This window comes from Xanthobacter sp. 126 (assembly GCF_000526175.1).
Taxonomy (GTDB): Bacteria; Pseudomonadota; Alphaproteobacteria; order Rhizobiales; family Xanthobacteraceae; genus Xanthobacter; species Xanthobacter aminoxidans.
In genome coordinates this window covers 366,806-391,256 of the sequence record NZ_JAFO01000001.1, presented here as the reverse complement: position 1 = coordinate 391,256, position 24,451 = coordinate 366,806, and the positions used below count along the sequence as shown (strand labels likewise).

28 protein-coding genes are annotated in these 24,451 nt (G+C 68.4%); 7 read left to right on the top strand and 21 right to left on the bottom strand.

Annotated features, from left to right (window positions below; translation table 11 throughout):
- Positions 1 to 107: 107 nt before the first annotated feature.
- The 21 genes from XAN126_RS0101850 to XAN126_RS0101750 form a co-directional block, all read right to left on the bottom strand.
- Entirely contained in the window at positions 108 to 953 is an 846-nt protein-coding gene (locus XAN126_RS0101850; RefSeq protein WP_024276901.1) for a protein-glutamate O-methyltransferase CheR, read from the bottom strand.
- Complete coding sequence (locus XAN126_RS0101845; RefSeq protein WP_029876588.1) at positions 950 to 2,098, bottom strand: chemotaxis response regulator protein-glutamate methylesterase; 1,149 nt, start codon at positions 2,096 to 2,098, stop codon at positions 950 to 952. Before XAN126_RS0101845 ends, XAN126_RS0101850 begins: the two co-directional genes overlap by 4 nt.
- Positions 2,098 to 2,475, bottom strand: coding sequence for a response regulator (locus tag XAN126_RS0101840; RefSeq protein WP_024276899.1), 378 nt, complete (start codon positions 2,473 to 2,475; stop codon positions 2,098 to 2,100). The genes XAN126_RS0101845 and XAN126_RS0101840 overlap by 1 nt, the downstream gene beginning before the upstream one ends.
- Entirely contained in the window at positions 2,476 to 2,988 is a 513-nt protein-coding gene (locus XAN126_RS0101835) for a chemotaxis protein CheW (RefSeq protein WP_024276898.1), read from the bottom strand. It lies immediately after the preceding gene.
- Positions 2,985 to 5,684, bottom strand: coding sequence for a chemotaxis protein CheW (locus tag XAN126_RS0101830; RefSeq protein ID WP_024276897.1), 2,700 nt, complete (start codon positions 5,682 to 5,684; stop codon positions 2,985 to 2,987). Before XAN126_RS0101830 ends, XAN126_RS0101835 begins: the two co-directional genes overlap by 4 nt.
- Positions 5,685 to 5,763: 79 nt before the next feature.
- Entirely contained in the window at positions 5,764 to 6,315 is a 552-nt protein-coding gene (locus XAN126_RS0101825; RefSeq protein ID WP_081762477.1) for a hypothetical protein, read from the bottom strand.
- On the bottom strand, positions 6,312 to 6,710 hold the full coding sequence (locus XAN126_RS0101820) for a hypothetical protein (RefSeq protein ID WP_024276895.1): 399 nt from the start codon (positions 6,708 to 6,710) through the stop codon (positions 6,312 to 6,314). The genes XAN126_RS0101825 and XAN126_RS0101820 overlap by 4 nt, the downstream gene beginning before the upstream one ends.
- Positions 6,707 to 7,291 carry a rod-binding protein gene (locus XAN126_RS26760; RefSeq protein WP_024276894.1) on the bottom strand — a complete coding sequence of 195 codons (585 nt, stop codon included), beginning with the start codon at positions 7,289 to 7,291 and terminating at the stop codon, positions 6,707 to 6,709. Before XAN126_RS26760 ends, XAN126_RS0101820 begins: the two co-directional genes overlap by 4 nt.
- 50 nt (positions 7,292 to 7,341) lie before the next feature.
- Positions 7,342 to 7,743 carry a hypothetical protein gene (locus tag XAN126_RS0101810; RefSeq protein WP_024276893.1) on the bottom strand — a complete coding sequence of 134 codons (402 nt, stop codon included), beginning with the start codon at positions 7,741 to 7,743 and terminating at the stop codon, positions 7,342 to 7,344.
- The gene (fliR, locus tag XAN126_RS0101805) at positions 7,743 to 8,498 is read right to left on the bottom strand and encodes a flagellar biosynthetic protein FliR (RefSeq protein WP_024276892.1); all 756 of its coding nucleotides are present in this window, start codon (positions 8,496 to 8,498) and stop codon (positions 7,743 to 7,745) included. Before fliR ends, XAN126_RS0101810 begins: the two co-directional genes overlap by 1 nt.
- Positions 8,495 to 10,576 carry a flagellar biosynthesis protein FlhA gene (gene flhA / locus XAN126_RS0101800; RefSeq protein WP_024276891.1) on the bottom strand — a complete coding sequence of 694 codons (2,082 nt, stop codon included), beginning with the start codon at positions 10,574 to 10,576 and terminating at the stop codon, positions 8,495 to 8,497. The genes fliR and flhA overlap by 4 nt, the downstream gene beginning before the upstream one ends.
- A 27-nt stretch (positions 10,577 to 10,603) precedes the next feature.
- Entirely contained in the window at positions 10,604 to 10,870 is a 267-nt protein-coding gene (gene fliQ / locus XAN126_RS0101795; RefSeq protein WP_024276890.1) for a flagellar biosynthesis protein FliQ, read from the bottom strand.
- A gap of 2 nt (positions 10,871 to 10,872) precedes the next feature.
- The gene (flgD, locus tag XAN126_RS0101790; RefSeq protein ID WP_024276889.1) at positions 10,873 to 11,280 is read right to left on the bottom strand and encodes a flagellar hook assembly protein FlgD; all 408 of its coding nucleotides are present in this window, start codon (positions 11,278 to 11,280) and stop codon (positions 10,873 to 10,875) included.
- 91 nt (positions 11,281 to 11,371) lie between these two features.
- Entirely contained in the window at positions 11,372 to 11,785 is a 414-nt protein-coding gene (gene flbT, locus XAN126_RS0101785; RefSeq protein ID WP_024276888.1) for a flagellar biosynthesis repressor FlbT, read from the bottom strand.
- On the bottom strand, positions 11,782 to 12,129 hold the full coding sequence (gene flaF, locus XAN126_RS0101780) for a flagellar biosynthesis regulator FlaF (protein WP_024276887.1): 348 nt from the start codon (positions 12,127 to 12,129) through the stop codon (positions 11,782 to 11,784). Before flaF ends, flbT begins: the two co-directional genes overlap by 4 nt.
- A gap of 14 nt (positions 12,130 to 12,143) precedes the next feature.
- Positions 12,144 to 13,193: a flagellar hook-associated family protein gene (locus XAN126_RS0101775; RefSeq protein ID WP_024276886.1), complete on the bottom strand. Its 1,050-nt coding sequence runs from the start codon at positions 13,191 to 13,193 to the stop codon at positions 12,144 to 12,146.
- Positions 13,194 to 13,196: 3 nt separating this feature from the next.
- A complete protein-coding gene (gene flgK, locus XAN126_RS0101770; protein WP_024276885.1) occupies positions 13,197 to 14,651 on the bottom strand; it encodes a flagellar hook-associated protein FlgK in 1,455 nt (484 codons plus the stop codon).
- Between the two features lie 32 nt (positions 14,652 to 14,683).
- Positions 14,684 to 15,940, bottom strand: coding sequence for a flagellar hook protein FlgE (locus XAN126_RS0101765; RefSeq protein ID WP_024276884.1), 1,257 nt, complete (start codon positions 15,938 to 15,940; stop codon positions 14,684 to 14,686).
- Between the two features lie 105 nt (positions 15,941 to 16,045).
- The gene (gene fliI / locus XAN126_RS0101760; RefSeq protein ID WP_024276883.1) at positions 16,046 to 17,368 is read right to left on the bottom strand and encodes a flagellar protein export ATPase FliI; all 1,323 of its coding nucleotides are present in this window, start codon (positions 17,366 to 17,368) and stop codon (positions 16,046 to 16,048) included.
- 26 nt (positions 17,369 to 17,394) lie between these two features.
- A complete protein-coding gene (gene flgF, locus XAN126_RS0101755) occupies positions 17,395 to 18,117 on the bottom strand; it encodes a flagellar basal-body rod protein FlgF (protein WP_024276882.1) in 723 nt (240 codons plus the stop codon).
- Position 18,118: 1 nt separating this feature from the next.
- Complete coding sequence (locus XAN126_RS0101750) at positions 18,119 to 18,883, bottom strand: DUF1217 domain-containing protein (RefSeq protein ID WP_024276881.1); 765 nt, start codon at positions 18,881 to 18,883, stop codon at positions 18,119 to 18,121.
- A gap of 419 nt (positions 18,884 to 19,302) precedes the next feature.
- Here XAN126_RS0101750 and motA point away from each other — a divergent pair, with 419 nt between their 5' ends.
- The 7 genes from motA to XAN126_RS0101715 are packed head-to-tail and all read left to right on the top strand — an operon-like array spanning position 19,303 to position 24,389.
- Positions 19,303 to 20,190 carry a flagellar motor stator protein MotA gene (motA, locus tag XAN126_RS0101745; protein ID WP_024276880.1) on the top strand — a complete coding sequence of 296 codons (888 nt, stop codon included), beginning with the start codon at positions 19,303 to 19,305 and terminating at the stop codon, positions 20,188 to 20,190.
- A 3-nt stretch (positions 20,191 to 20,193) separates the two neighbouring features.
- On the top strand, positions 20,194 to 21,141 hold the full coding sequence (locus XAN126_RS0101740) for a FliM/FliN family flagellar motor switch protein (protein ID WP_024276879.1): 948 nt from the start codon (positions 20,194 to 20,196) through the stop codon (positions 21,139 to 21,141).
- A complete protein-coding gene (locus XAN126_RS0101735) occupies positions 21,122 to 21,424 on the top strand; it encodes a hypothetical protein (RefSeq protein WP_024276878.1) in 303 nt (100 codons plus the stop codon). Before XAN126_RS0101740 ends, XAN126_RS0101735 begins: the two co-directional genes overlap by 20 nt.
- A 51-nt stretch (positions 21,425 to 21,475) precedes the next feature.
- Positions 21,476 to 21,802 (top strand): flagellar motor switch protein FliN, encoded by a 327-nt coding sequence (gene fliN, locus XAN126_RS0101730; RefSeq protein WP_051460736.1) that lies wholly within the window; start codon positions 21,476 to 21,478, stop codon positions 21,800 to 21,802.
- 7 nt (positions 21,803 to 21,809) lie between these two features.
- Entirely contained in the window at positions 21,810 to 22,832 is a 1,023-nt protein-coding gene (locus tag XAN126_RS0101725; protein ID WP_024276876.1) for a flagellar motor switch protein FliG, read from the top strand.
- Positions 22,833 to 22,870: 38 nt separating this feature from the next.
- Entirely contained in the window at positions 22,871 to 23,947 is a 1,077-nt protein-coding gene (gene flhB / locus XAN126_RS0101720) for a flagellar biosynthesis protein FlhB (RefSeq protein ID WP_024276875.1), read from the top strand.
- Positions 23,934 to 24,389, top strand: coding sequence for a hypothetical protein (locus XAN126_RS0101715; RefSeq protein WP_024276874.1), 456 nt, complete (start codon positions 23,934 to 23,936; stop codon positions 24,387 to 24,389). The genes flhB and XAN126_RS0101715 overlap by 14 nt, the downstream gene beginning before the upstream one ends.
- Positions 24,390 to 24,451 lie beyond the last annotated feature (62 nt).

Here is a 24,451-nt window from a genome sequence, read left to right as displayed (position 1 = left end):
CGACGCCGGCTTCGGATTGATCGGCCCCTCTTGCTCCGGATTGGCTCCGATCCGGAACGATCCTCCGCCGCCCGGCGCAAGCTCCGGGCCGCGGGGTCTGACCCCTGCTACCGCCGGGCGGCGACGATGGTCGCCGGCGCGCGGGCGTGGACATAGGTGCCGCGGTGGTCCGGCAGCGGACGGAAGGCATCGCAGATGCCGATGGCCGTCTCCGCCCCGCCGAGCTGGAGGAAGCCGTCGGGCGCGAGCTGGCGCGACATGCGCGCGAGGATGTCGGCCTTGGTGGGCACGTCGAAATAGATCAGCACGTTCCGGCACATGATGAGGTCGAAGGTGCCGAGCCCGCCGAAGGGATCGAGCAGGTTGAACTTGCGATACTCGATCATGGCTTTCAGCTGCGGGACGACCTCCCACCAATCCCCCGACTTCACGAAATACTTGAGCAATTGCTGCACCGAGAGTCCACGCTGCACCTCGAACTGGTTGTAGCGCCCGGCCCGCGCCCGCTCCAGGACCTCGCTCGAGATGTCCGTGCCGATGATCTGCACCCGCCGCCCGCCTGTGAGTTCCGGTTTCTCGGCCAGCATCATGGCGATGGAATAGGGTTCCTGCCCCGTCGAGGCGGCGGCGCACCAGATGCGCAGCGTGTGCGTCTTCAGCCGCGCCGCGCACAGCGCCGGCAGGAGCGAGCGGGCCATGTCCTCGAACGGCACCTTGTCGCGGAAGAACAGGGACTCGTTCGTGGTCATCGCCTCCACCACCGCTTCCGCGATGATGGGGGCCTCGTTGCTCTTCAGGATCTCCGCCAGCCGCGCGAAATCGGCGATGGCGAACCGGTTGAGCAGCGGGATGAGGCGGCTTTCCAGGAGATAGTGCTTGTCGTCGGTGAGGATGAGCCCCGATCTCTCCTTCAGGAACCGGGCGAAGAAGTCGTAGTCCGCGGGGCGGATCATCCGCGCCTCCTGGCAAGCATGGCGATGACCTTGGGACCGATGGCCTGGAGGGGGAGCACCTCGCTGGCGTTGCCTGCGCTGGCGGTGGCGCCGGGCATGCCCCACACCACGCTCGTCTCCTCGTCCTGCACGATGACGCTGCCACCCGCATCGGCGATGATGCCGGCCCCGCGCGCCCCGTCGCTGCCCATGCCGGTGAGCACGAGGGCCAGCGCGTTGCGGCGGTAGATCTGCGCCACGGTGTCGAACATGGGGTCCACCGCCGGCTTGCAGAAATTCACCGCCGGCCCGTCGGACAGGCGGATGACGGTGCGCGCCCCGTCGCGCTCCAGCAGCATGTGCTTGCCGCCGGGGGCGATATAGATGCGCCCGGCGCACAGCGCCTCGCCATCCTGCCCCTCCGCCGCCTGCCGCCCCGCGGCGCGGGTGACGTGCTCGGCGAGGAGCGCGGTGAAGGTCGGCGGCATGTGCTGGGTGATGACCACCGGGATTCGGTCGATATACGGCCCAAGCACCGCGAACAGGCGGGTCAGCGCCTGCGGCCCCCCGGTGGAGCTGCCCACCGCGATGAGCGAGACATCGGACACGGAATAGGGTCGCAAGCGGATTGGCCCCCTCGGCTGGCTGGGCAATGCCGCCGCCTGCGGCTGCGTGGAGGGCGGCGGCAGAGCGGGCGCGCGGCCGGCCTGCCGCAGCACCTTCAGGCCGAGACTGCGCACCTTCTCCATCAGCTCGCGCTTGAAGTCGTCGGTGGCAAACGTGCCCTTGGTGGCGTCGGGCTTCGGCAGATAGTCCGCGGCGCCGAGCGTGAGCGCCTTGAGGCTGACCTCGGCGCCACGGCGGGAGAGGGCCGAGGCGACGATGACGGTGGTGTTTCGCCTTTGCCTCAGGATCAGCGGCAGGGCGGTGAGCCCGTCCATCTCCGGCATCTCAAGGTCGAGGATGACCACGTCGGGCTGCACCCGGTCGAGATCGGCCAGCGCCGCCTTCCCGTTGGAAAAGGTGCCGACAAGCTCGAAGGCGGGGTCTTCCGACAGCCAGCGCGAGACGATGCCGCGCACGAACACGCTGTCGTCCACCACCATCACGCGGATTCGGGCATCCGCGCCAGGCGCGGACGCGGCTGGGGCTGAGGATTGGGGCATCAGTCCACCCTGTCCAGGAGGCCGACGGCCTCGAGCTTCTCGCGCAGGATTTCGGAATCGAAGGGCTTCATGATGTATTCGTCCGCCCCCAGCGAAACGGCGCGGGCGATATGCTCCATGTCGTTCTTGGCGGTACAGAAGATGACCTTCGGCTTTCGCCCGGCCTCGCTCGACCTGAGCTGTTCGAGCACGGCGAGGCCGTCCGTCACCGGCATGGACCAGTCGAGCAGGATGGCGTCCGGCATGGCGCGGGCGCACATCTCCAGCGCCGGGGCGCCGTCTGCGGCCTCCTCCACGCAGAAGCCGAGATCTTCGAGGATGCCGCGGGCAACCTTGCGGACGACGCTGGAGTCGTCCACCACGAGACAGGTCTTCATTCAAAGCTCCGCGCGTTTGCCGGCATCCTGGCGGGCGACGGCCGAGCCGGCCCGATCGAGCACCAGGTCCACATTGAGGATCAGCATCAGGTCGCCGGAGAGGCGATGGACGCCGGCGGCCACCTGCGCCCAGCGCGGGTCGAGGTTGGCCGGGTTGGCTTCGCGGCGGGCCGCATCGAGGGAAAGCACCTCGCCCACCTCGTCGATGATGAGGCCGAAGGCCTCGCCGTGGTGCTCGATGCCCACCGCCATGGGCGCACCCTCGGCGTCCGGCAGCGACAGCAGGCGCCGCATGGCCACCATGGTGACGATGCGTCCCCGCAGGTTCAGCACGCCGGCGATCTCGCCGGGGGCAAGCGGCACGCGGGTGATGGATTCCGGCACGAACACCTCGTGCACGAGCGCGATGGGCAGGCCGAACAGCTGCGGCCCGATGCGCACCGTCACGTACTGGACCACATCGTGCGCGGCGGCTTCGGCCGTATCCTTCGTGAGGGGCGTATGGGCGTTCATGCGGCAATTCCCTGTCGGCCGGTGAATTCCTTCAGCGCGGCGATGAGGCCGGAGCGGTCGAACTTGGCGACGCAGTCGGTGAAGCCGACGGCGCGGCCCCGCTCCAGCGCATCGCGGTCCTGCGCGGTGGCGAGCGCGATGATCGGGACCTCGCGGATGCGCGGGTCGCCACGCACCGCGGCGGCGAGAGCGAAGCCGTCCATGTCGGGCAGGTCCACATCGCTGACGATGGCGTCGAAGCCGTCCTCCGTGCCGAGCCGCTCCAGCGCCTCGCCGCCGGAGGCGCAGGCCGTGACCTCGTAGCCGTTGCCATTGAGCATGGGCGCCAAGAGGTCGCGGTGGAACGGGCTCTTGTCCACCAGGAGCAGGCGCGGCCGCTCGGACGAACGGACCAGATGGCGGAAGCGCTCGCCGAAGGCCACCTGCACGTAGAAGGCGACGTCGAGGATCTCGGTGGCCTGCCCCGACAGCACCGCCGCGCCGAGCACCTCCGGCATGTTGGACGGCGACAGCTCCAGGTCGAGCTCGGCCTCCACGATGTCGACGATCTCGTCCACCACGAGGCCCATGACGCGCCCGCCATCGGCGAACACCAGCATGGGCTGGGTGCCGGCGGCCACGCGCTGGACCTCCTCGTTGGCGTAGAGCACCGGGATCAGCGCGCCGCGATACTGCAGCACCGGGTAGCCGTTGACGCGCTCGATGCGCGCCACCTCCAGCTCCTCGATGCGGGTGACGAGGCCGAGCGGCACCGCCTTGAGATCGCGCGAGCCGGCGCGGAACAGGAGCAGGGACGAGCGTTTCTGGCTGGCGCGCGCCTGCCGGCCGGCGCCGTGATGGCTGGTCTCCTCCGCGGCGCCGCCGCGCGCCGCCGCATGCTGGGCGAGGCCCGCGGGATCGAGGATCATGATGACCCGCCCGTCGCCGAGGATGGTGCTGCCGGAGACCATGGGCAGCTGGCGCAGGGCCGAGGCCATGGGCTTCACCACGATTTCCTCGGTGTGGGACACCGCCTCCACCACCACGCCGAACGTCTGGTGGCCCACCTTCATCACCACGATGAGCGCCCGTTCCCACAGCGCCTCGTCGCGCCCGTCGCGCTCCGGCGAAAGGCCGAGCAGGGCGCCGAGGCTGACGATGGGCAGGAGGCGATCACGCAGGCCGAGCACCGGCGAGTTGTTCAGCCAGGTGATCTCGTGATCCGACCCCGCCTGCACCCGCACCAGTTCCTCCACCGCGCTCTGCGGCAGGGCGAAGCGCTCGCCGGCGGCACGCACGATGAGGGCGGGGACGATGGCGAGCGTCAGCGGGATCTTGATGACGAAGGTGGAGCCCTCGCCCTGCCGCGAGCGCACATCGACGGTGCCGCCGATGGATTCGAGGTTGGAGCGCACCACGTCCATGCCGACGCCGCGGCCGGAGACGTTTGTCACCTTCTGCGCGGTGGAAAGGCCGGCGTGGAAAATGAAGCGGAACACCTGGGAGTCCGGCATCTTCGCCAGCTCGGCCTCGGTGGCGAGGCCGTTCTCCAGCGCCTTCTGCTTGATGCGCGCGACGTCGAGGCCGCGGCCGTCGTCGGAGATCTCGACGATGACATGGCCGCCCTCGTGATAGGCGGAGAGGCGGATGAGGCCGCGCTCGGACTTGCCGGCGGCGCGGCGCTGCTCGGGCATCTCGAGGCCGTGGTCGGCGGAGTTGCGGACCATGTGGGTGAGCGGGTCCTTGATCTGGTCCAGCACCTGCCGGTCCAGCTCGGTGTCGGCGCCCACCTGCTCCAGCTCGATCTGCTTGCCCAGCTCCTGCGCGAGGTCACGCACGATGCGCGGCAGCTTCTGCCAGGCGTTGCCGATGGGCTGCATGCGCGTGCGCATCACCGCCTCCTGCAACTCGCCCGTGACGTTGGACAGGCGCTGCAGGGAGACCTTGTATTCCGGCTCGTCGTGGCGACGGGCGATCTCCATCAGCTGGTTGCGGGTCAGCACCAGCTCGGAGACCATGGTCATCAGCTGCTCCAGCACACCCACGTGGACGCGGATGGACTGGGCGGCGACGCCATGGGCCTCGCCCACCTGAGCCGCGCCATGGGCGGCATCGGCGTCGGCCTTGGGCATGGCCGGCGCCGGCTTGGGCGGGGCGGCCTTGGCGGCAGGCGGGGCGGCGGCAGGCGGGGCGGCGGGCGGGGGCGTGATGGGGTCCACCTTGGTCTCGCGGAAGATGCGATCCAGCTCGTCCAGCGGCAGTTCGCCGGGCAGCAGCGGGCGTTCCAGCGTCGGCGCAGGCTGAGGTGGCGGTGCCGGTGGCGGTGCCGCGGGCGCGTCCACGGCCTCCGCCATGGCTTCGAGGAGGGAGATGAGGTCGCGGTCTTCCCCCTCGGGCTCGGAACCCTCGGTCTCCTCCACGTGCTGGAGCAGGAGCTTGATGCGATCGATGGTGGACAGCACCAGCCCCACCGCATCGGTGGTCACGGGCCGGCCCTCGCGGAAGCGGTCCATCAGCGTCTCGGCGGCGTGCGCGAGGGAGGCGAGGCGCGGCAGGCCGATGAAGCCGCAAGTGCCCTTGATGGTGTGCACCAGGCGGAAAATGTTGTTGAGGATCTGCGCGTTGTTCGGGTCCTGCTCGAACTTCACGAGTTCCACGTCCGCGACGTCGAGGCTCTCGCTGGTCTCGGTCAGGAACTCGCGCAAGAGATCATCCATGATCCTGGCTCCGGGGCGATGCGGCGGGGCCGCGGCTGAGGGGGAAAAGGGAATGGTGGCGGGTGGGAGCGCGCATGGCTCAGTGCCCGCCCTTTGCCGGCTTGGCATCAGCGGCCTCGCCGTGGCCGCCGGATTTGGCCGGCTTGCCTTCGCCGGACTGGCTCGCGACATTCACGCCGATGCCGGAGCGCATGTCCGTCTTGTCGATATAGTTCAGGGAATCGACCAGGACCTCGCGGACCACCTCGCCGTTGAGGTAGGCGTTGACGTTTTTCTTGATGCGCTCCAGCATCTCCGGCAAATTGTACTTGGTGATCTTGCCGCTCTCGATGCGCCCGTTCACATAGATCTCGCCGAAGGCGGCATTCACCGCGAACACGGTGGGCTCCATGGGCAGCTTGCGCAGCTCGGCCGCGTCGGCGGTGATGACGAACTTCGCCAAGACGTAGCCCTGCAACTTGCCGTCCACGATCATGGGCACGGTGATGGCGGGCAGGCGGCGATATTCGAGGCCGGCCAGATAGGGCTCCTCGCTCTTGCGCGGCGCGCCGGCCGCATACCAGGCCGCGGCATAGCTGGAGCCGAGCCCCACGAGGCAGGCCCACACGCCGATGATGACGAAGCGGATCATGCCCCCGCCCCCGCTCGCGCGGCCTGCGCGGACTGCGCCGAATAGGTGCCGTCCGACTCCGCCTCGGCCAGCGCCCGGTCGAGGATGGCGCCCACCTCGCGCGCGGCGGCGATGCGCAGGGCGATGACATACTGGTTGCGGTCGAGCTTCGCCTTCAGCCGGGCGAGCCGCCCAGCTGTGGCGACGTCCAGCTGGTCCGGAAGACCACGGGCGACCCGGCTCAGTTCCAGCAAAGCGCGGCTCTTGCGCCGGTTGATCTCCACGAGATCGAGGGCGCCGCGCTCCTCGAAGGCGGCATTCTCCATGTCGATGGTCTCTTCCAGCCGGTCGAGGGCGCTGATGAGGGCGACGACCGCTGGCGGGCGGGCGGCATTCAGCTCGCTGTCGAAGCTCATGCCGCACCTCCCTTCGCCCTGGCGAAGACGGCGGAGGACTGGCCGAGGCGCGCGGCAAGCCCGATGCCGCCGGCGCGGGCGGCCTCCTCGCCCACCTTCTGGGTGAGCAGCGATTTCCAGGTGTCGCCGGCCGTGCCGGTGCCGAACATGGACGATTTCGAGGTGGCGCCCTTGGCCGGCATCATGGTGTCGAGGAATTGGGAGAGCACCATGGCCTCGAACTTCTGCAGCGAGGCGGCGCCGGGCGTGCCAGCGAGCGGCGCGGCGCCGGTGGCACCGGCCGCGTGGTGCGGGCCGAGGGCGTGGGCATTCTTCAGCCCTGTGAGACTGGCGCCGGAAAAGGCGACGCCGGGCGGGATCAGCGCCGCAGCAGCGGCGGCCGCATCCTTGTCGCCTCGGGCGGTGGCCTTGTCCGCCCGCGCAACGGCTTTCGCCTCGGCCACCGTGTCCAGCTCGGTGCGGAAGGCACCGTCGGCGGCGGGCGCGAGCGACTGAAGCTTGCCCATCACCTGCCGCGTACGGGCGGCATCGGCGGCCTGCATCACGTCGAAGACGAGGTCGGTCGGCGGTGAGATGCCCATGGTGCGGCTTCCATCGAGAACGGTTCGGACGCCACCCTGCCCCGCCATGCTTATGCGAGGCTTGCACGCCCGCTGGAGACGAGGCTCGCCTCGGCGATGGCGTCGGTGGCGGTCCGCTCTTCCTCGGCGCGAGCGAGGCGTCCGGTCGCCTCGGCATGGCGCTCGGCGCGCTTCAGGGTGAAGCTCTCTGCTTTTACCTGGTCGGCGGCGGCCACCTCGGAGGCGTGGGCCTGCTGGCGGACGAGGGCGACGCGCTCCAGCCGCCGCGCGACATTCTCCAGCATCAGCGGGGCGAAGCGGCCATCGTCGAGGGCGGCCATGAGGTCCGCCGTCTCGCCATCGAGCCTCACCCTCTCGCGCACAGCCTGCCCATGGCGGGTCTCAGCGGCGCGTTTCAACTGGCGCTGGACGGCAACGAGGCGCTCGGCCTTCCTGTGGCGCTCCTTCTCCATCAGCCCGCCCTCAGCCATTGGGAGAACGCGACGAGGAAGGCCGAGAGCAGCGGCTCCACGCTCACATAGAGCAGCAGCAGCCCGCCGGCGGTGACGAAGGGCGTCGCCACGAAATAGACCGGGATCTGCGGCGTGAACTTGTTGATGAGCCCCACGGCGAAATTCACCATCACCGAATAGAGGATGAAGGGGCCGCAGAGCCGCACGGCCACCAGAAACACCGCCGACATCTGGTCCACGAGGTCCACCAGGGCCGGCCGCACGGCGAGGAGGCTGCCCGGCGGCACGCGGGCGAAGCTGTCCACCAGCCCCTTCACCAGTTCCAGATGCAGGTCGGCGACGAAAATGAGGGCCGTGGCAGAGAAGACGATGAGGGTGGCGAGGATGGGCAGTTGCTCGTCCTCCTCCACCGACGCGCCCGGCATGGGAGAGACGCCCACCGCCTGGGCGATGAAGCTGGTGGCGAACTGCAGCGCCGTCACATAGAGCCGCGCCAAGAGGCCGATGAGAAGGCCGGTCAGAAGCTCCCCGGCGATCATGAACACGAAATCGCCGGAGCCCGCCGTCCGCACCTTCGGCGCCACCTGATCCAGCACCAGCGGCAGGAAGGCGAAGGACAGGGCGATCGCCAGGAACACCCTGACGCGCATGGGAATATGCCGGCCGCCGATGCCCGGCATCAGCATCAGCGCGCCGCCCACCCGGCAGAAGACGAGGAAGGCGGCGAGCACCGCCTCGCGGGCAAGCAGGCTCACGAGATGGCGCCCAGCGCCTTGATCTCCACCCCGCGCGCGATCTCCACATGGGAGAGCACGGGCAGCGAGGGGAACATGCGCTCCACGATCATGCGCACATAGGGCCGCGCATCCGGCGCGGTGACGAGCACGAAGGGCGCGCCCGCCTTCATGCGCTCGCGCACCGCGGTGGCCGCCTCGGTGCCGAACTGCTCCACGAGGCGCGGATCGATGTCGAACTCGATCACCTCGCCCTTGGCGTCGCGCTTGAGGCTCTGGTGGAAGGCGAGATCCCAGCGGCTGCCGAGGCGCAGCACGTTCAGCACGCCGCCCTCGGCGAGATCACCGCAGATCTGCTGCGCCATGCGCATGCGCACATGCTCCGCCACCTGCTCGGAGCGGCGCGCGTGGGGCACGATCTCCGCCACCGCCTCGAGGATGAGATGGAGGTTGCGGATGGACACGCGCTCCGCCAAGAGCAGCTTCAGCACCGCCTGCAGGCCGGAATAGGAAATCTGCGCCGGGCAGATATCCTCAACGAGGCGCTTGTATTCGGGATCGAGCCGGTCGATCAGCGCGCGCATGCTCTTGTAGGAGAGAAGCTGCGGCAAATTGTTGGCGATGGCCTCGGAGAGGTGGGTGAGGATGACGGTGAGGTTGTCCACCGGCGCGAAGCCCTCGCGCTTCACCTCGGTGGCGTAGGCCTCCGGAATCCACATGGCCTTCATGCCGAAGGCCGGCTCGCGCGCCTCGTCGCCGGGCACATCCGGCGGCGGCCCGTCGCCCACCACCACGAGCAGTTCGCCGATGCGCATCTCCTGCGCCGCCAGCACCGTGCCGTGCATCTTGATCTGGTAGCCCTTGGGCGGCGCGGCGAGGCTCTCCGTCATGCGGATGTCCGGCACCACGAAGCCGTAGCGGAGGGCGAACTTGCGCCGCATCTTGCCGAGCCGGTTGCCGAGTTCGGAAGGCGTGCGCAGAACCTGCGTGGCCAGCTGCTTGCCGACGCATACCTCGATCTCGGCGGTCTTCAACTGCTCCTTCACGGACTCGCGCGCCTCGCGGTCCGCCTCCTGCTTCGCCTCGGCGTCGCGCGCGTCGGCGTCCGCCTTCTGTTTCGCGAGCTGACGCGGCACCGACCAGCCGACGAAGGCCATCATGCCGCCGATGAGCGCGAAAGGCAGGAACGGCAGGCCGGGCACGAGAGCCAGGGCGAAGAGGAGGCCGGCGGCCACGAACAGCGCGCGGGGATAGGCGCCGAGCTGGCCCAGCACCGCCTTTTCCGCCCGCCCCCTTGTGCCGCCCTTGGAGACGAGGAGGCCGGCCGAGAGCGAGACGATGAGCGCGGGGATCTGCGAGACGAGGCCGTCGCCCACGGACAGGCGGGTGAAGATGTCCGCCGCGTCGCCGATGGGCATCTTGTGCCGGGTGACGCCGATGATGATGCCGCCGAAGATGTTCACCGCGATGGTGATGAGGCTCGCCACCGCCTCGCCGCGCACGAACTTGGAGGCGCCGTCCATGGACCCGAAGAAGGCGCTTTCCTCCTCCAGCTCGGCGCGGCGGCGCTGGGCCTGCTTGTCGTCGATGAGGCCGGCGTTCAGGTCCGCGTCGATGGCCATCTGCTTGCCGGGGATGGCGTCCAGCGTGAAGCGCGCGCCGACCTCCGCGATGCGGGTGGCGCCCTTGGTGATGACGAGGAAATTCACCGTCACCAGGATCAGGAACACCACGATGCCGATGACGAAATCCCCGCTCATCACGAGCTGCGAGAAGCCGTGGATGATGTGGCCCGCCGCGTTCACACCGTCGGAGCCATGGGCGAGGATGAGGCGTGTCGTCGCCACCCCGAGGCCGAGGCGCAGCAGCGTCGCGATGAGGAGGACGGTCGGGAAGGCTGAGAATTCGAGCGGCTTGTCGATCCACAGCGCCACCATCAAGATCAGCACGGAGAGCGCGATGGAGAGCGCGAGGCCGATATCGATGAGCGCCGGCGGGATGGGCAGGAACAGGATGGCGAGGATCGCCACCATGCCCATAGCGAAGCCGATGTCGCGGCGCGAGCCCTGCGCCGGATCGCGCACCGTGATGTCGGACATGCGTCAGGCTCCCCTGCAGACGTGGGCTCAGAAGCCGCTCGATATGCGGCCGTAGATTTCCTCGGTGAAGGCCATGATCTGGGCGCCCATGAAGGAGCCCGTCACCGCCGCCACCACCAGGACCGCGACGATCTTGGGCACGAAGGTGAGGGTGACTTCCTGGATCTGCGTCAGCGCCTGGAACAGCGCGACGAGGATGCCGATGAGCATGGCCGCGGCGACCGCCGGGCCGGCGGCGACAAGGATGGTCCAGATGGCCGAATGGACGATGCCGAGCGCATCCGCCTCGTTCATCTTCAGCTCACCGTCACGCCGGGGCCGATGAGCAGGCTCTTGCCGTTGGAGAGCTGCGCCAGAGGCCCGTCGCTGGTGATCTCGACGGAGGAGACCTTGCCGCTGACGCTGCCGTCTGCGGAGGTCACGGTGTGGCCCAGCGCGAGGTTGGCCGACTGCAAGGCGCTGGCGGCCAGCAGGGATTCCAGCTTCGCATTGCTCGCCACCTGCTGCTCCACCTGGGAGAAGGAGGCGAGCTGGGACATGTAGGCGGTGGAGTCCATGGGCTGGGTCGGGTCCTGGTTCTGCAACTGCGCCACCAGGAGCTGGAGGAAGGCGTTGTAGTCGATGCTGTTCGCCTTGCCGGCCGAGGCCGTCTTGCTGGTTGCGGCGCCGCCGGCCGCGGACGCGACGCTCTGAACCTGGGTCATGCTGCGATCTCCTTTTCGCACCCTTCTCGCCCGCGAGGATTGCGCGAGGCCGACCTTGCGGGCGGCCTGGCCGGCAACCGCGCGGAACGCGTCAGGCGACTTTCGGCGGCACCGCGCAGTTCAGGATCGCCTCCTCCAGCGGGAACGTGCCCCTGAGCGCCTTCAGCGCCTCGAACGTCCGCCCCTCGCCGACGAGGCGGCCCGCGTCGTCGAGGTTCATCAGGATCGCGGGCTTGGTGAAGGTGGTCACCAGCGACGCCAGCTGACGGAAGAACAGCCCGCGTGCGGCATCGGCATTCGCCGGATCCACCAGCAGCGACTGCGCCACGAAATAGAGCTGGCGCAGCGGCGTGGTGGTGTCTTCCGGCTGCATCACGTGGCTCTCCAGCAGGAAGGTCGCGTCGTTGAGCAGTTCCAGCGTCACCTTGCGGTCCACCTGTAAGACGGCGCCGTTGAGGAACAGCTTTTCACCGGCCTTGAGGGAGATGTGCATAGACTTCGTCATTGCAGGCCATCCCGGATCGCACGATTGACGTCGATGAGCATGGGAATGTCGCCGCCCGTGCCGGAGATCAGGCGGTCGCACTCCTGGATCACCCACAGGCCGAGGGAGGCGAGCGTTCCGCGCAGCTCGCGCGGCAGCTCGTTGTTGGCATCGGCGAGATCGCTGATGAAGAAGCCCCAGAGCTTCTGCAGATAGGCGACCGCCGCCAGCACCTCGCGCGAGCCGGGCTCCGCCTTGGCCGCGAGGGTGAGCAGATTCACCGCCTGGTCGAGGGCGAGGCGTTCACGCTCGCGGTTGAGCGTCGCGGACTCGTCAAGTATTTCCGTGTAGGAGAAACGGTACATCACGCACCCTCATGTCAGATGTAGTTCAGGATGCTCAGCTGCATCACCTTCGAGGTGGTCGCGTAGGACATCTGCAACTGCGTCGTCAGGGTGTCGAGGCGGGTCTTCGCCTCGGCGGGATCGACCCCTTCGAGGACATTGATCCTCCGGTCGACGAGATCGGAAACCTTGGCGAGGGCCTCGTCCGCCGCATCCACGCGGGACTTGGACACCCCGAGCTGAGCCGACAGGGATATGACACCGCTCACGGCCGCGCCGGCGACGGTGACGGCCTTGCCGAGCACCACCTTGCGGGTCGCCTCCGAGAGGGTCGCCGTGCCAAGCTCCGACACCATCGTGAATGCCATGGCAAGGTTGCGCATGGCTTTCGTGTTGGCAGTGGTGGTGACGGGAACGCGCGCGGTGTCGGAGATCTGGCTGGTCAGCGCCTCGTCCGACGCGCCGGACCAGTTCGCGCCCCACGCGGGATCGGCGAACAGGTCTTTGAACGCGCCGTCGAGGAAGGACGACATGTCGGCGGCGGAGATATCCGCCACCTGCGGGTCCGCCTGCGGGTTTGCGGGATCAAGCCCGAACGCGCCGGCGAACGCCGCATCCACCACACCCTTGGGGCCGGCGGCATAGTCCGCCATGGGCTTTTCGGCGCTGTTGATGCCGGCGAACAGGTAGCGCTGCCCGTCTGTGGCGTTCAAATGCGCGGTGAAGGCATCGAGCGCCGACTTCGCCTGATCCGCGAGGATGGCGCCGGAGGCATTGCCCGCCTGCCCGGCGAGGATGTCCTTCAGGAACTGGTTGGCGTCGTCCGAGATCTGGGAGAGCGCCACCTGGCTGTGGCCGAGGAGGCTCGAGGCCAGCGCATTGCCCTGCTTCTGCGACAGGATCGCGCCCCGCGCCAGATGCAGCCCCACGCTCTCCCCCGTCGCGATGCCCAGCGCCAAGCCCACATCCGCCTGCCGGCCGGTGGCGATTTCCGTGGTGGCCTTCGAGATGTCCGATTGCAGCTTCGGCAGCGCCGCGCGGGACGGGGAGGTCCAGGCGAGGGTGGAGATGTAGGTGCTGCGCATCGCTTAGCCGATCATCTGGAAGAGGCTGTCATAGAGCTGGTTCACCACGCCCATCAGCTTGGACGTGGCCTGATAGCCGCGCTCCAGTTCGAGCTGGCTGGCATATTCGTCGTCGAGGTTCACGCCGGTGGCGGCGGAGAGGGCATTGGAGGCCTGCGCCAGCACCGTCTTCTGCGAATCGAGCCGGGTGTCCGCCGCCTTGCGGGCGCCTTCCAGCCAGCTCACCGAGGCGGTGCCGAAGGAGACGAGGTTCTGGTTGTCGGAGAGTTGCGCCGCGCCGTCATAGGAGCGCGGAGCGTCGAGCGCGGCGGAGAGCGTCTTCAGCCGGCCGGCGAAGCTCGCGGCGCCCGTGGTGTTGGCGGCGAAGGCCGCGCCGTTCATGCCGCCGTTGCGCAGCAGGCGGATGTCGCCGCCCTGCGCCACGTCCACGGCTGCGTTCACCGCGAGCGTTCCGGCAAGGCCGGGCGCAAGAGCCCCAGGCACGGTGGCGCTGCCCGAAGCGGGCACGAACAGACCGGCGCGCGTGTTGCCCGCGCCGTCGGTCTCCTTGAACGCGTCGGTGAGGCCGCGCGCGAGTTCATCCAGCTGGGTCTGGTAGGTGCTCGCGGCGTCGTCGCGCAATTGGGTGAGACCGGCGATGCGGCCCGTGCGCACCGGCATGGTGGCGTCGCGCCCCGTCACCGAGACGCCGTCCACGAACACGCTGCCGCCCTGCGTGTTCGCATCGAGCGTGTGAACGGGGGTGAAGCCCACCGTGCGGGCGGTGGTCTCGAACAGGGTCGCGCCACCCTCGGTGTAGATGACGATGTCGTTGTTGGCCCGCGTCACCGTGGAGATGCCGATCTCCTCGGAGAGCCTGGCGAGGATGGAATCGCGGCGGTCCAGCGCATCGGTCATGTCGGCGCCGGCGGCGCTACCCTTCACGATGGCGCTGTTCTCCGCCTCGAACTTGTGGAGCAGATCGTTGACGGTCCCGACCGAAGTGGCGATCGCCGCATCCGCATCCGTGCGCACCTGCTGCACGGTATCCGTGGCGGTGTTGAGAGAGGAGGCGAGATCCTGCGCGGCGGTCACGGTCGCCTGGGCGAGGGTCATGTCGTCCGGCGTATCGGCGGCGCGGGCCAGCGCATCCTTCAGCGTGCCGAGGCGGGCGACGGGGGAAGTCGGGTCCTGCGGGTCGCCCACGGTCTGGGCGAGACGGCCGAGGCCATCGGCGAGGGCCTGCTGGGCGGCGCTGTCCGAGGTCGCGCCGAGCATCCGCTCGAACAGCGCGCTGCCCGTGGCGCGGGTGATGGAAACCACCCGCACCGAGCCGTCCGCCGCCGTGGTGGTGACGGCGATCTTGCGCGAGGCGGAAGCCTCGGCCGCCCCGGCCACGTTGCGGCTGGACAAAGCGATCTTCGCCGAATTGGCGGCGAGCGAGGACTGCGCCGTGTTGAAGGCGAGGGAAAGGCTCATGATGCACCCGTGCGCGCGGCTGCGCCGTCAGATCAGCGCTTCAGGTTCATCAGCACGTCGAGCAGCTCGGTGCCGGTCTGGAACACCTTGGAATTGGCGGTGTAGTCGCGCTGCGCCACGATCATGCGGGTGAGTTCGGAGGCCATGTCCACGTTGGACTGCTCGGTGGCGCCGGAGAGCAGCGAACCGACGCCCCCCTCGTTGGGAAAGCCGATCTGGATGGCGCCGGAATCCAGCGTGGTGCTGTAGGCGTTGCCGGTCAATGGCTCCAGCCGGTCCGGGCTCTGCACGGTGCCCAGCGGGATGCGATAGATGGCGGATTTCCGGCCGTTGGCATCGGTGGCGTAGACGGTGCCGTCCTTGGCGATGGAGAAGTCGGAGATGGGGCTCGGCGCATTGCCGTTCACGCTGGCGGTGAAGGGCGTGTAGGGCGCCGCAAGCTGGGACATGCCGGCGAGATCGAGCATCAGCGTCGCCCCGTTCGGCACGGCAAGCGAGATGCTGCCGCCGGAGGCGAGCTTGCCGCTGGCGTCGAAAGTCAGCGTCTGGGTGGAAAGCGGGCCGGACGCATAGGGAAAAGTGCCGGTGGCGGGGGCGGCGGCCTGGTCGTAGACCGCAAGCTCCCAAACGCCCGGATTCTCGGCGGTCTTGGTCATGTAGAGATCGAGCGTCACCGCATTGCCGAGGTTGTCGTAGGCGACCAGCGACGACTTGTCGGTGAAGCTCGCGCCCGCCACGTTGGCGCCGGCGGTGGGGGCGGTGGCGACAGCCGCATTGGACGGCAGGTTCGCCGCGAACGTGCCCTCGGTGGAGGGCGTCGCCGCGAGCTTGGTGTTCTGCAGGTTGATGGGCACGAGGCCGGCCGTGCCGTTCAGCACCACGTTGGGATCGCCGGCGGACACGTCGTAGCCCATCAGGGTGAGGCCGGCGCTGTTCACGAGGTTGCCGGTGCTGGCATCCACCTGGAACGAGCCCGCGCGGGTCAGCTGGGTCTGGCCGGACGGGTCGTTGACCAGGAAGAAGCCGGAGCCCTGCACGGCGAGATCGGTGGAGGACGAGGTGTAGTTCAGCGCGCCCTGCTGGCTGATGGCGTAGCGCACGTCCGTATTGACCGAGCCGGACTGATATTCCGTGCCGCCGGTCTCCAGCAGCAGCGAGGAGAATTGGGTGTCGGCGCGCTTGTAGCCCGCGGTGCCGGCATTGGCGATGTTGTCGGAGACCGTGCCGAGCAGGTTGGATTGCGCGGTCATCCCCGACACGCTGGTGCGCAGCATTCCGTAAAGGCTCATGGCTCGGTCCTCGTGGCGGTCTGTAAGGGCGCGCTCGCCGGAAGGGGGAGCCTGCGCCAGTGTCGTCGCCGCATCTGAGGGCGGATGGCTTGCGCGGGGCTGGACTCAGCTCTTCAGCGCAGCCGCGAGATCGGAAAAGGCGGCAAGGCTCGGTGGGTCGCCGGGGTCCTGCCGCAGGGCGTCATAGATGCGCGGCACGATGGCCACAGCCTGATCCAGCTCGCCGTCGGCACCGGGCTGGTAGCCGCCCATCAGGCGCAGGTCGCGCGTGTCCTCGAAGCGGGCGATCATGGCCTTCAGCCGCCGCACCAGATCACGCTCCGGCTCGCTCCAGACCTCGCCGGCCAGCCGCGAGATGGAGCCGAGCAGGTTGATGGCGGGAAAGCGGCCCTGATCCGCGATGGCGCGGTCGAGCACGATGTGGCCGTCGAGCGTGCCGCGGATGGCGTCCGCCACGGGATCGTTGTGGTCGTCGCCATCCACCAGCACGGAGAAGATGCCGGTGATGGCCCCCTCCCCCTCCATGCCCGGCCCGGCCCGCTCCAGCAGCTTCGGCAGCGTGGAGAAGACACTCGGCGCATAGCCCCGCGCCACCGCCGGCTCGCCCGCCGCCAGCGCCACGTCGCGCGCGGCATGGGCGTAGCGGGTGACGGAATCGACGATAAGCAGCACGCTCTCCCCGGCATCGCGGAAATATTCCGCCACCGCCAGCGCCGCCTGGGGCGCGAGGCGGCGCATCATGGGGCTCTGGTCGGAGGTGGAGATGATGACCACCGCTCGATCACGGCTGGCGGCGAGCGGGCCTTCGAGAAACTCCCGCACCTCGCGTCCACGCTCGCCCACCAGTGCCACCACGACGGTATCGAAACCGGCCGAGCGCGCGAACATGGAAAGCAGCGTGGACTTGCCCACGCCCGAGCCGGCGAAGATGCCTATGCGCTGGCCCTCGCAGATGGGGGTGAAGATATCCACCGCGCGCACCCCGGTGACCAGCGGCCGATGCACCCGCCCCCGCGCCATGGCGGGCGGCGGCTCGGCATCCAGCGGCATCCGGTAGGGGCCATGGGCCAGCGGTTCGGGCCGGTCCAGCGGGCGACCCAGCGCATCGATGACACGCCCCTTCCAGGAACGATCCGGGCGGAGCGCGAGGGGGCCGATGCGGAAGGCCGGCGTGCCGATGCCCACCGACACCCGCTCGTCGAACGGCTTCACCACCGCGCCCGCCGGATCGATGCGCACCACCTCGCCGATGCTGGTGCCCGACGCCTGTTCGAAGCCCACCCGTTCGCCGAGCGTGACGAAGCTGGAGAGGCCGGAGACGCGCACATGGGTGGGCGCCACCTCCCGCACGATACCGCCGACGCGCACGAGGGGATTTTCCTCGAGGCCGCTTTCCACGGCGTGGCGCAGGCGCTGGAGGGCGTTCATCGGGGACGTGTTCATGGGGGGCGCACTCATCCGGGCCCAAGCTCGCGGATGGTCTGGGAGGTGGAATCTTCGGTCTGCGACACGGCGGAGGCGGCCATCTCGAAGGCGCGCTGAAGGGCGATGAGGCGCGTCATCTCGGTGACGGCATCCACGTTGGCGCCTTCCACGAAGCCCTGCCGCACCACGTTGCGGGTGTAGTCCTGCACCAGCGCGGCGGGCTTGTCCGGCACCACCAGCGCACCGTCGCGGCGCGCGAGCTTCGCGTCCTCCGGAATCAGGAACAGGCCGACACGGCCGATGGCGCGGCGGTTCTGGGAGATCGAGCCATCGGTGCCGATGCGCACCGTACCACCGGTGGGATCGATGACCACCGGCGCGCCGGAGGCATCGAGGATGGGCCGGCCGGAGAGCGTGCGCAGTTCGCCCTCCGGGCTCATGCTCATGCGCCCGTCGCGGGTATAGGCGGTGGTGGCGCCGTCGCGCACCGCGAACCAGCCCTTGCCCTCCACCGCGATGTCGAGCGGATTGCCGGTGGGGTTGATCGGCCCCGACTTGCGCGAGGTGTAGGTCTCACCCGTAGAGGTGAAGGACACGTCCTCCCCCCCGGCCCTGGAGACCATCTCCTCGAACCGCACCTCCTCCGCCCGGTAGCCGGCGGTGTTGAGGTTCGCCACGTTGTTGGCGATGGTGGTGAGCCGCTTGTCGGCGGCGAGCTGCGCCGAGAGAGAGACGTAGAGACCCGAACCCATCTCAGCCTCCGTATTTCAGGTTGAGGATGGAGAAGGACGCCGCGCTCGACGTGCGGACAGAGAAGAGATCGAGCACCGGGGCGGCATCCACGCCCTGCGCCACGTCCCACTTGGCGCTGAAGCGGCGCAGCAGCGCATCGAGCTTCGCCGGCTCCTTCAGGTCCGCGATGTTGAGCTGCGCCTTCACCGCCTTGGCCTGCTTCTCGATGGGGGCGGCCGCCATGGCGTCGGGAAAGTCGTAGATGGTCTTCACCACCTTCCAGAGCGCGGGATCGGCCAGCAAACCGTAGACCGATTTCACGGTGGGCGCCTGGCGCTGGAAATAGAGCGCGAGCTGCACACCCTCGTTGCTGGCGCCCTGGTCCGCCTCCAGCGCCTGGCGCACATAGCGGTCCACCACCTTCTGGCCGGCCTCGGACGATTGGGTGGCGGCGGCGCCCAGGCCCTTGAAATCGAACACCTTGGCGAAGGCCTTGAAGCGATCGTCGTTGAGCTTGTTGGCGAAGCTCTTGGGATCGGTCACGCCCTCCTTCAGCACCTTGCGCATGTAGCCCTTGGCATAGGCCATGTCCTCGAGGCCGAAGGCCTTCATGGCATAGGTGAAGAGCCGGGTATCCTTCAGAAAGCCGTCGATGCTCGTCACCTTGCCGATGTGCTTGAGGTAGTAGCCCGATTCGAGCGCCACCGGCTTCTCGGCCGCCTTGGTCGACAAGGAGCGCGTCATGTCGCGCGCCAGCAGGCGGTAGGTGAGGAGCGTGCTTTCCATGGGAGCATCCGCGGGGAACAGGGCGCGCGCGGCGGGAGGCCGGCGGCCGGCCTATTCCGCATGCCCTGCCTTGCGTGAGCCTTGCGGGCTTAAGGCGCTCAATATGTGAGGATTTTCGGGATCAGCCCAGCGCGGACCGGAAGACGTCATCTCTGACACCCCCCGGTCCGGCCACCCCGTGCCGGTCAGGGCTAGGCACGGGATATCGAAGGCTTCGCAACGGCCGAACATGCAACCAGAAAGGCCGACGAGCCAAGACGCGAGTTGTGTAGCACGCACAACCCAAAGAGGGCAGAACAATCCATTCCATTTTGGCGGTGATTATGGAGTGAAAGCGGGTCATTGCAAGGATCGACAGAGCACAGCCTCGCACAATCCTCGCCCCCTACCACCGGACACTGGACAGAACGGGGGAAGCCGTGGCCGTCATCATCGGAATCATTTTGGGGTTGGCCGCTACCTTTGGTGGCTTCATGGCCATGGGCGGACACCCGGAGGTGGTGTGGCAGCCGTTCGAATTCCTCATCATCGGCGGCATCGCCTTTTCCACCTTCATCATCGCCAACCCGTTCTCGGTCATAAAGGACACGGGCTCCGGCATCATGCAGGCGGCCATGGGGACCGGGCCAAAGCGCAAGGATTTCCTCGCCCTCCTCAGCCTCCTCTACGCGCTGATGCGCGACATGCGCCAGAAGCCGCGCAACGAGATCGAGGCGCATATCGACGATCCGGCAAGCTCGGCGCTGTTCGGCCATTTCCCGAGCCTGCTCAAGGACAAGGAACTGACCCAGTACATCTGCGACTACGCCCGCCTCATCCTCATCGGCAACGCCAAGTCGCACGAGATCGAGGCGCTGATGGAGCAGGAGATCTCCACCATCAAGAAGCACAAGACCAAGGCCGCCGGCGCCCTCAGCACGGTGGCGGAAGCGCTGCCCGCGCTCGGTATCTGCGCCGCGGTGCTCGGCATCGTGAAGGCCATGGGCGCCATCGACCAGTCGCCGGAAATCCTCGGCCACTATATCGGCTCGGCGCTCATCGGCACCTTCGTTGGCATCTACTCGTCCTACGCCATCATCTCGCCCCTCGCCGCCAAGGTGAAGAGCACGCGCGAGAAGCAGTGCCAGCCCTTCATCATCACCAAGCAGGCGCTCATCGCCTTCATGAACGGCGCGCTGCCGCCCATCGCGCTGGAGCACGGCCGCAAGACCATCTCCGCCGGCGAACGCCCCACCATCGACGAGGTGGAGAGCGAGGCGATCCAGGCCGCGCCGTCTGCCAACGGCACCGTGCAGCAGGCGGCCTGATCCATGAACGCCAAATCCGCCGCCAAATCCGCCTCCAAGCACCACGACATCCGCGACATGCTTTTGGATGCCGCCGGCCTCTCGCTGGACCGGCTGCCCATGCTGCACGTGCTGTTCGACCGCATGGCCACCTTCTGCGCCGACGGGCTTCGGCAGGTGGCGGCCTCGCAGGCCTATTACTCGCTCTCCAGCGTCGAGAGCGGGCGCATCGGCGACGTGCTCGAAGCCTATGAGGGCATGGCCATTGCCGGCATCTTCAATGCCCCGTCGTGGGACAGCCAGCTCATCGTCGGCTTCGACCGGGATTTCATCTTCACCATGATCGAGGTGCTGTTCGGCGCCGACGGGTCCGAGCCACCGGTGGAGGACGAGCGCTCCTTCTCCAACATCGAGGGGCGCGTGGCGCAGTTGCTGTTCGAACAGATGACGAAGGCGCTGAAATCCGCCTTCGCCCTCGTCAGCGACACCAGCTTCCAGTTCGAGCGGCAGGAAACCCGCATGGACTTCGCCGTCATCGGCCGGCGCAACAATCTGGCCGTGACAGCGAAATTCCTGCTCCAGGCGCTGAACCGGGGTGGCGAGATGTTCGTCACCATCCCGCAATCGGCCCTCACGCCGCTGCGCCGCGCGCTCGCCAGCACCAGCCAGGCGGAGACCGGCGGGCGCGACCCGAAATGGGCGCAGAAGATCCGCGACGAGGTGAACCGCACCGAGGTGGAGCTGCGTGCCGTGCTGGATGAGCACGAGGTGACGCTCGGCGACATCGCCGCCCTCAAGGTGGGCCAGATCCTCAAGCTCGACGCCACCCCCGCCAGCCGGGTGAAGCTGGAGAGCGCCGCCCAGCCGCTCTTCTGGTGCCATCTCGGCCAGTCGGACGGCGGATACGTGGTGCGCCTCGACGAGCAGATCAACCAGCATCAGGACTTCATCGATGACATCCTTCCCCGCTGATCTCATCCTGCTCGCGGCCCTCGTCGTCACCACCGCCTCGGTCGCCCTGCTCTACCGCCGGCTCAAGGCGGTGGACCGGCTGAACGCCGACTACGGCAAGGCACTGGCGGAGGCCTCCGCCGCCCTCGTCTGCGCCCGCGACGCCCTCGACACCTTCGGCCGCGACGGGCGCGAGGTGCTGGTGCTGCTCGCCGGCCGCATCGATACCGCCCATGCCCTCCTCGCCGAAATCGACGCGCGCCAGTCCCGCGCGCCCCTCGCGCCCGAGCTGCACGACCGCTGACCGCCCTCGCACTTCCGGATCAAAGCCATGTCCGCTCCCGACATCGAAACCATGACCCCGTCCAGCGCGCTCGACGAGGCGCTGCTCGCCAAGGGCGGCGACACGCTCGGCTCCGGCGCGGGGCTTGAGACCGTCAAGCGCATCCCGGTGCTGCTGCAGGTGGTGCTCGGCTCCGCCTCCATGCCGGTGTCGAGCCTCCTGAAGCTCAATCGCGGCACCGTGGTGCCCCTCGACCATCGGGTCGGCGAGCCGGTGGACGTGGTGGTGAACGGCCGCGTCATCGCCCGCGGCGAGGTGATGGTGGTGGAGGACGACAATTCCCGTTTCGGCGTCTCCCTGACCGAGATCGTCGGCCCCAACGACGCCGACGCCGGCTGAGGCGGCCATGCCGGCTGCGAGCGCGGCGAAGCCGCGTCCCCTCCAGGGCATAGACCGCGTGGCGGCCCTGCTGATGGCCATGGGCACGCCCGCGGCCAACCGCGTGATGAAGCATTTCGAGGCGGACGAAATCCGCCTCATCACCCGCTCCATCGCGTCGCTGAAGCCGGTCAGCACGGCTCAGATCGAAAGCCTCGTCGAGGACTTCGCCAGCAATTTCGCCGGCGGAGCGAACCTCGTCGGCACTGTCGCCGACGTGGAGCAGCTGCTGCAGGGTGTGCTCCCGCCCGAGCAGATCGCAGACATCATGAACGACATCATGGGCGCGGCGAACCAGTCCATCTGGGACCGCATCTCCACGGTCAACGAGAACGTGCTCGCCACCTACGTCGCCAAGGAGCACCCGCAGACCGCGGCGCTGATGCTCTCGAAGGTGAAGCCCGCCTGCGCCGCCAAGGTGCTGAGTTTCATCCCGGAGGACAAGCGCAACGGCATCATGCGGCGGATGCTCACCTTCAAGCCCATCGTGGACGCCACCATGCAGGTCATCGAGCGCACGGTGCACGAGGACTTCATGATGAACTTCTCGCGCAATGCCGGCGCCGACCCGCACGCGCGCATGGCCGACATCATCAACAAGATGGACCGCGACGCCATGGAGACGGTGCTCGCGAGCCTCGCCTCGACGCGCCCGAAATCGGCGGAAATCCTGAAGGGCCTGCTCTTCACCTTCGACGACATCGTGAAGCTGACGCCGCGCGCCCGCACCGCGCTGTTCGACCAGGTGCCCACCGACAAACTGGTGCTGGCGCTGAAGGGCACCGATCCCGAATTCCGCGAGATCATCCTCCAGTCCCTCGGCGCCCGCGTGCGCCGCATGGTGGAGCAGGAGATGGCCGGCAGCGAGCCGGCCCCGGCCAAGGACGTGATGGAGGCCCGCCGCACCGTCACCGACCTCGCCCTCGACATGGCGGGGCGCGGCGAGATCGAGATTTCCTCCGGCACGGAGGAGGACGCCTATGTGCGCTGAGCACCCTGCCCTTCTGACCACGCCGCTGCGGGGGCGCCATGTCTGAGGAACAGGACAAGGAGAGCAAGACAGAAGAGGCGAGCGAGAAGAAGATTTCCGACGCCGTGGAGAAGGGCAACGTGCCCTTCTCGCGGGAGGCGACGCTGTTCGCCTCGCTCCTCGGCATCCTCGCCATCCTCGCCTTCTTCGTCGCGTCACCGGTGCGGCTGCTGACCGCCGACCTCTCCCGCCTCATCGACGATCCCGCCGGCTTTCCCATCGCCACCGGCAACGATGCGGTGTCGATCCTGTGGGGGGCGCTGGCGGGGGCCGGGCGCTTCCTGATGCCCATGGTGATCGTGCTGATGCTGGCAGGCCTCGTGGCCTCGGGCTTCCAGAACGTGCCGTCGCTGGTGACCGAGCGCATCCGGCCGCAATGGTCGCGGGTGTCACCCTCCGCCGGCTTCAAGCGCATCTTCGGGACGCAGGGTCACATCGAGTTCGGCAAGGCGCTGTTCAAGCTCTTCGCCATCGGCGTCGTCGCGGCCCTCGTGCTCTATGCGCAGGAGCATGAGGTGGTGAATGCCATGTTCACCGATCCCCTGCGCCTGCCGAGCGTGCTCCTCGCGCTCGCCATGCGCCTCGTGGCGACGGTGTGCGTCGTCACCATCGGGCTGGTGGCCGCCGACATCGTCTGGTCTCGGGTGAGCTGGAAGACCAACCTGCGCATGACGAAGCAGGAGGTGAAGGACGAGTTCAAGCAGGCCGAGGGCGATCCCATGGTGAAGGCGCGCATCCGCGCCGTCGCCCGCGAGCGGGCGCGCCAGCGCATGATGAACGCCGTGCCCAAGGCGACCGTAGTGATCGCCAACCCGACCCATTACGCCGTCGCCCTCCAATACGACCGGCAGACCGGCGGCGCACCGCTGGTCGTGGCCAAGGGGGTGGACCTCATCGCCCTCAAGATCCGCGAGATCGCGGAGCGCCACGGCGTGCCGGTGATCGAGGACCGCCCGCTCGCCCGCGCCCTGTTCGCGGCGGTGGAGGTGGACCAGTGGATTCCGCAGGACTTCTACCGGCCGGTAGCGAAGATCCTGCACTACATCTATGCGAGGCCGGGCCATGGCGCGAAATGAGTTCCTCCGCCTGCAGCGTCTCGCCGCCCGGCCGAAGATGGAGCGGCTCGCCTGCGAGCGGGCGCTGGCCGGTGCGCTGCGCGAGGTGATGACCGAACTGTTCTTCACCAATGCCGGCCTGCTCATGGCCTATATCCATGCCGGGCAGACCAACATCATCGACGACATCGTCGCCTCCTGCGCCGAGCGCTCCCTGAAGCCTGGCGCGCTGCGCTATGGCGGGCAGGCGGTGATCCAGGCGGACTGGGGCGTCGCCCCCACCGTCTCCATGGACATGGAACTCGGCTGCGACGACTGCTCGCTCTACTTCCGCATCATCTTCGATGCGGGCGCCGTCGGCGTGGAGATGGACAGCATCCTCTACCACGGCGATGAGCCCGCGCCCGATGCACTCCTCGAATACCTCAGGGCGACGCTGGAGGGCGTGCGCCTGAGTGCGTGAGGGGGCGGCCAGCCTCGGGCAAGGTTGGCGCGCTAGCACTCCATCATCCCTCGCCCCTTCAG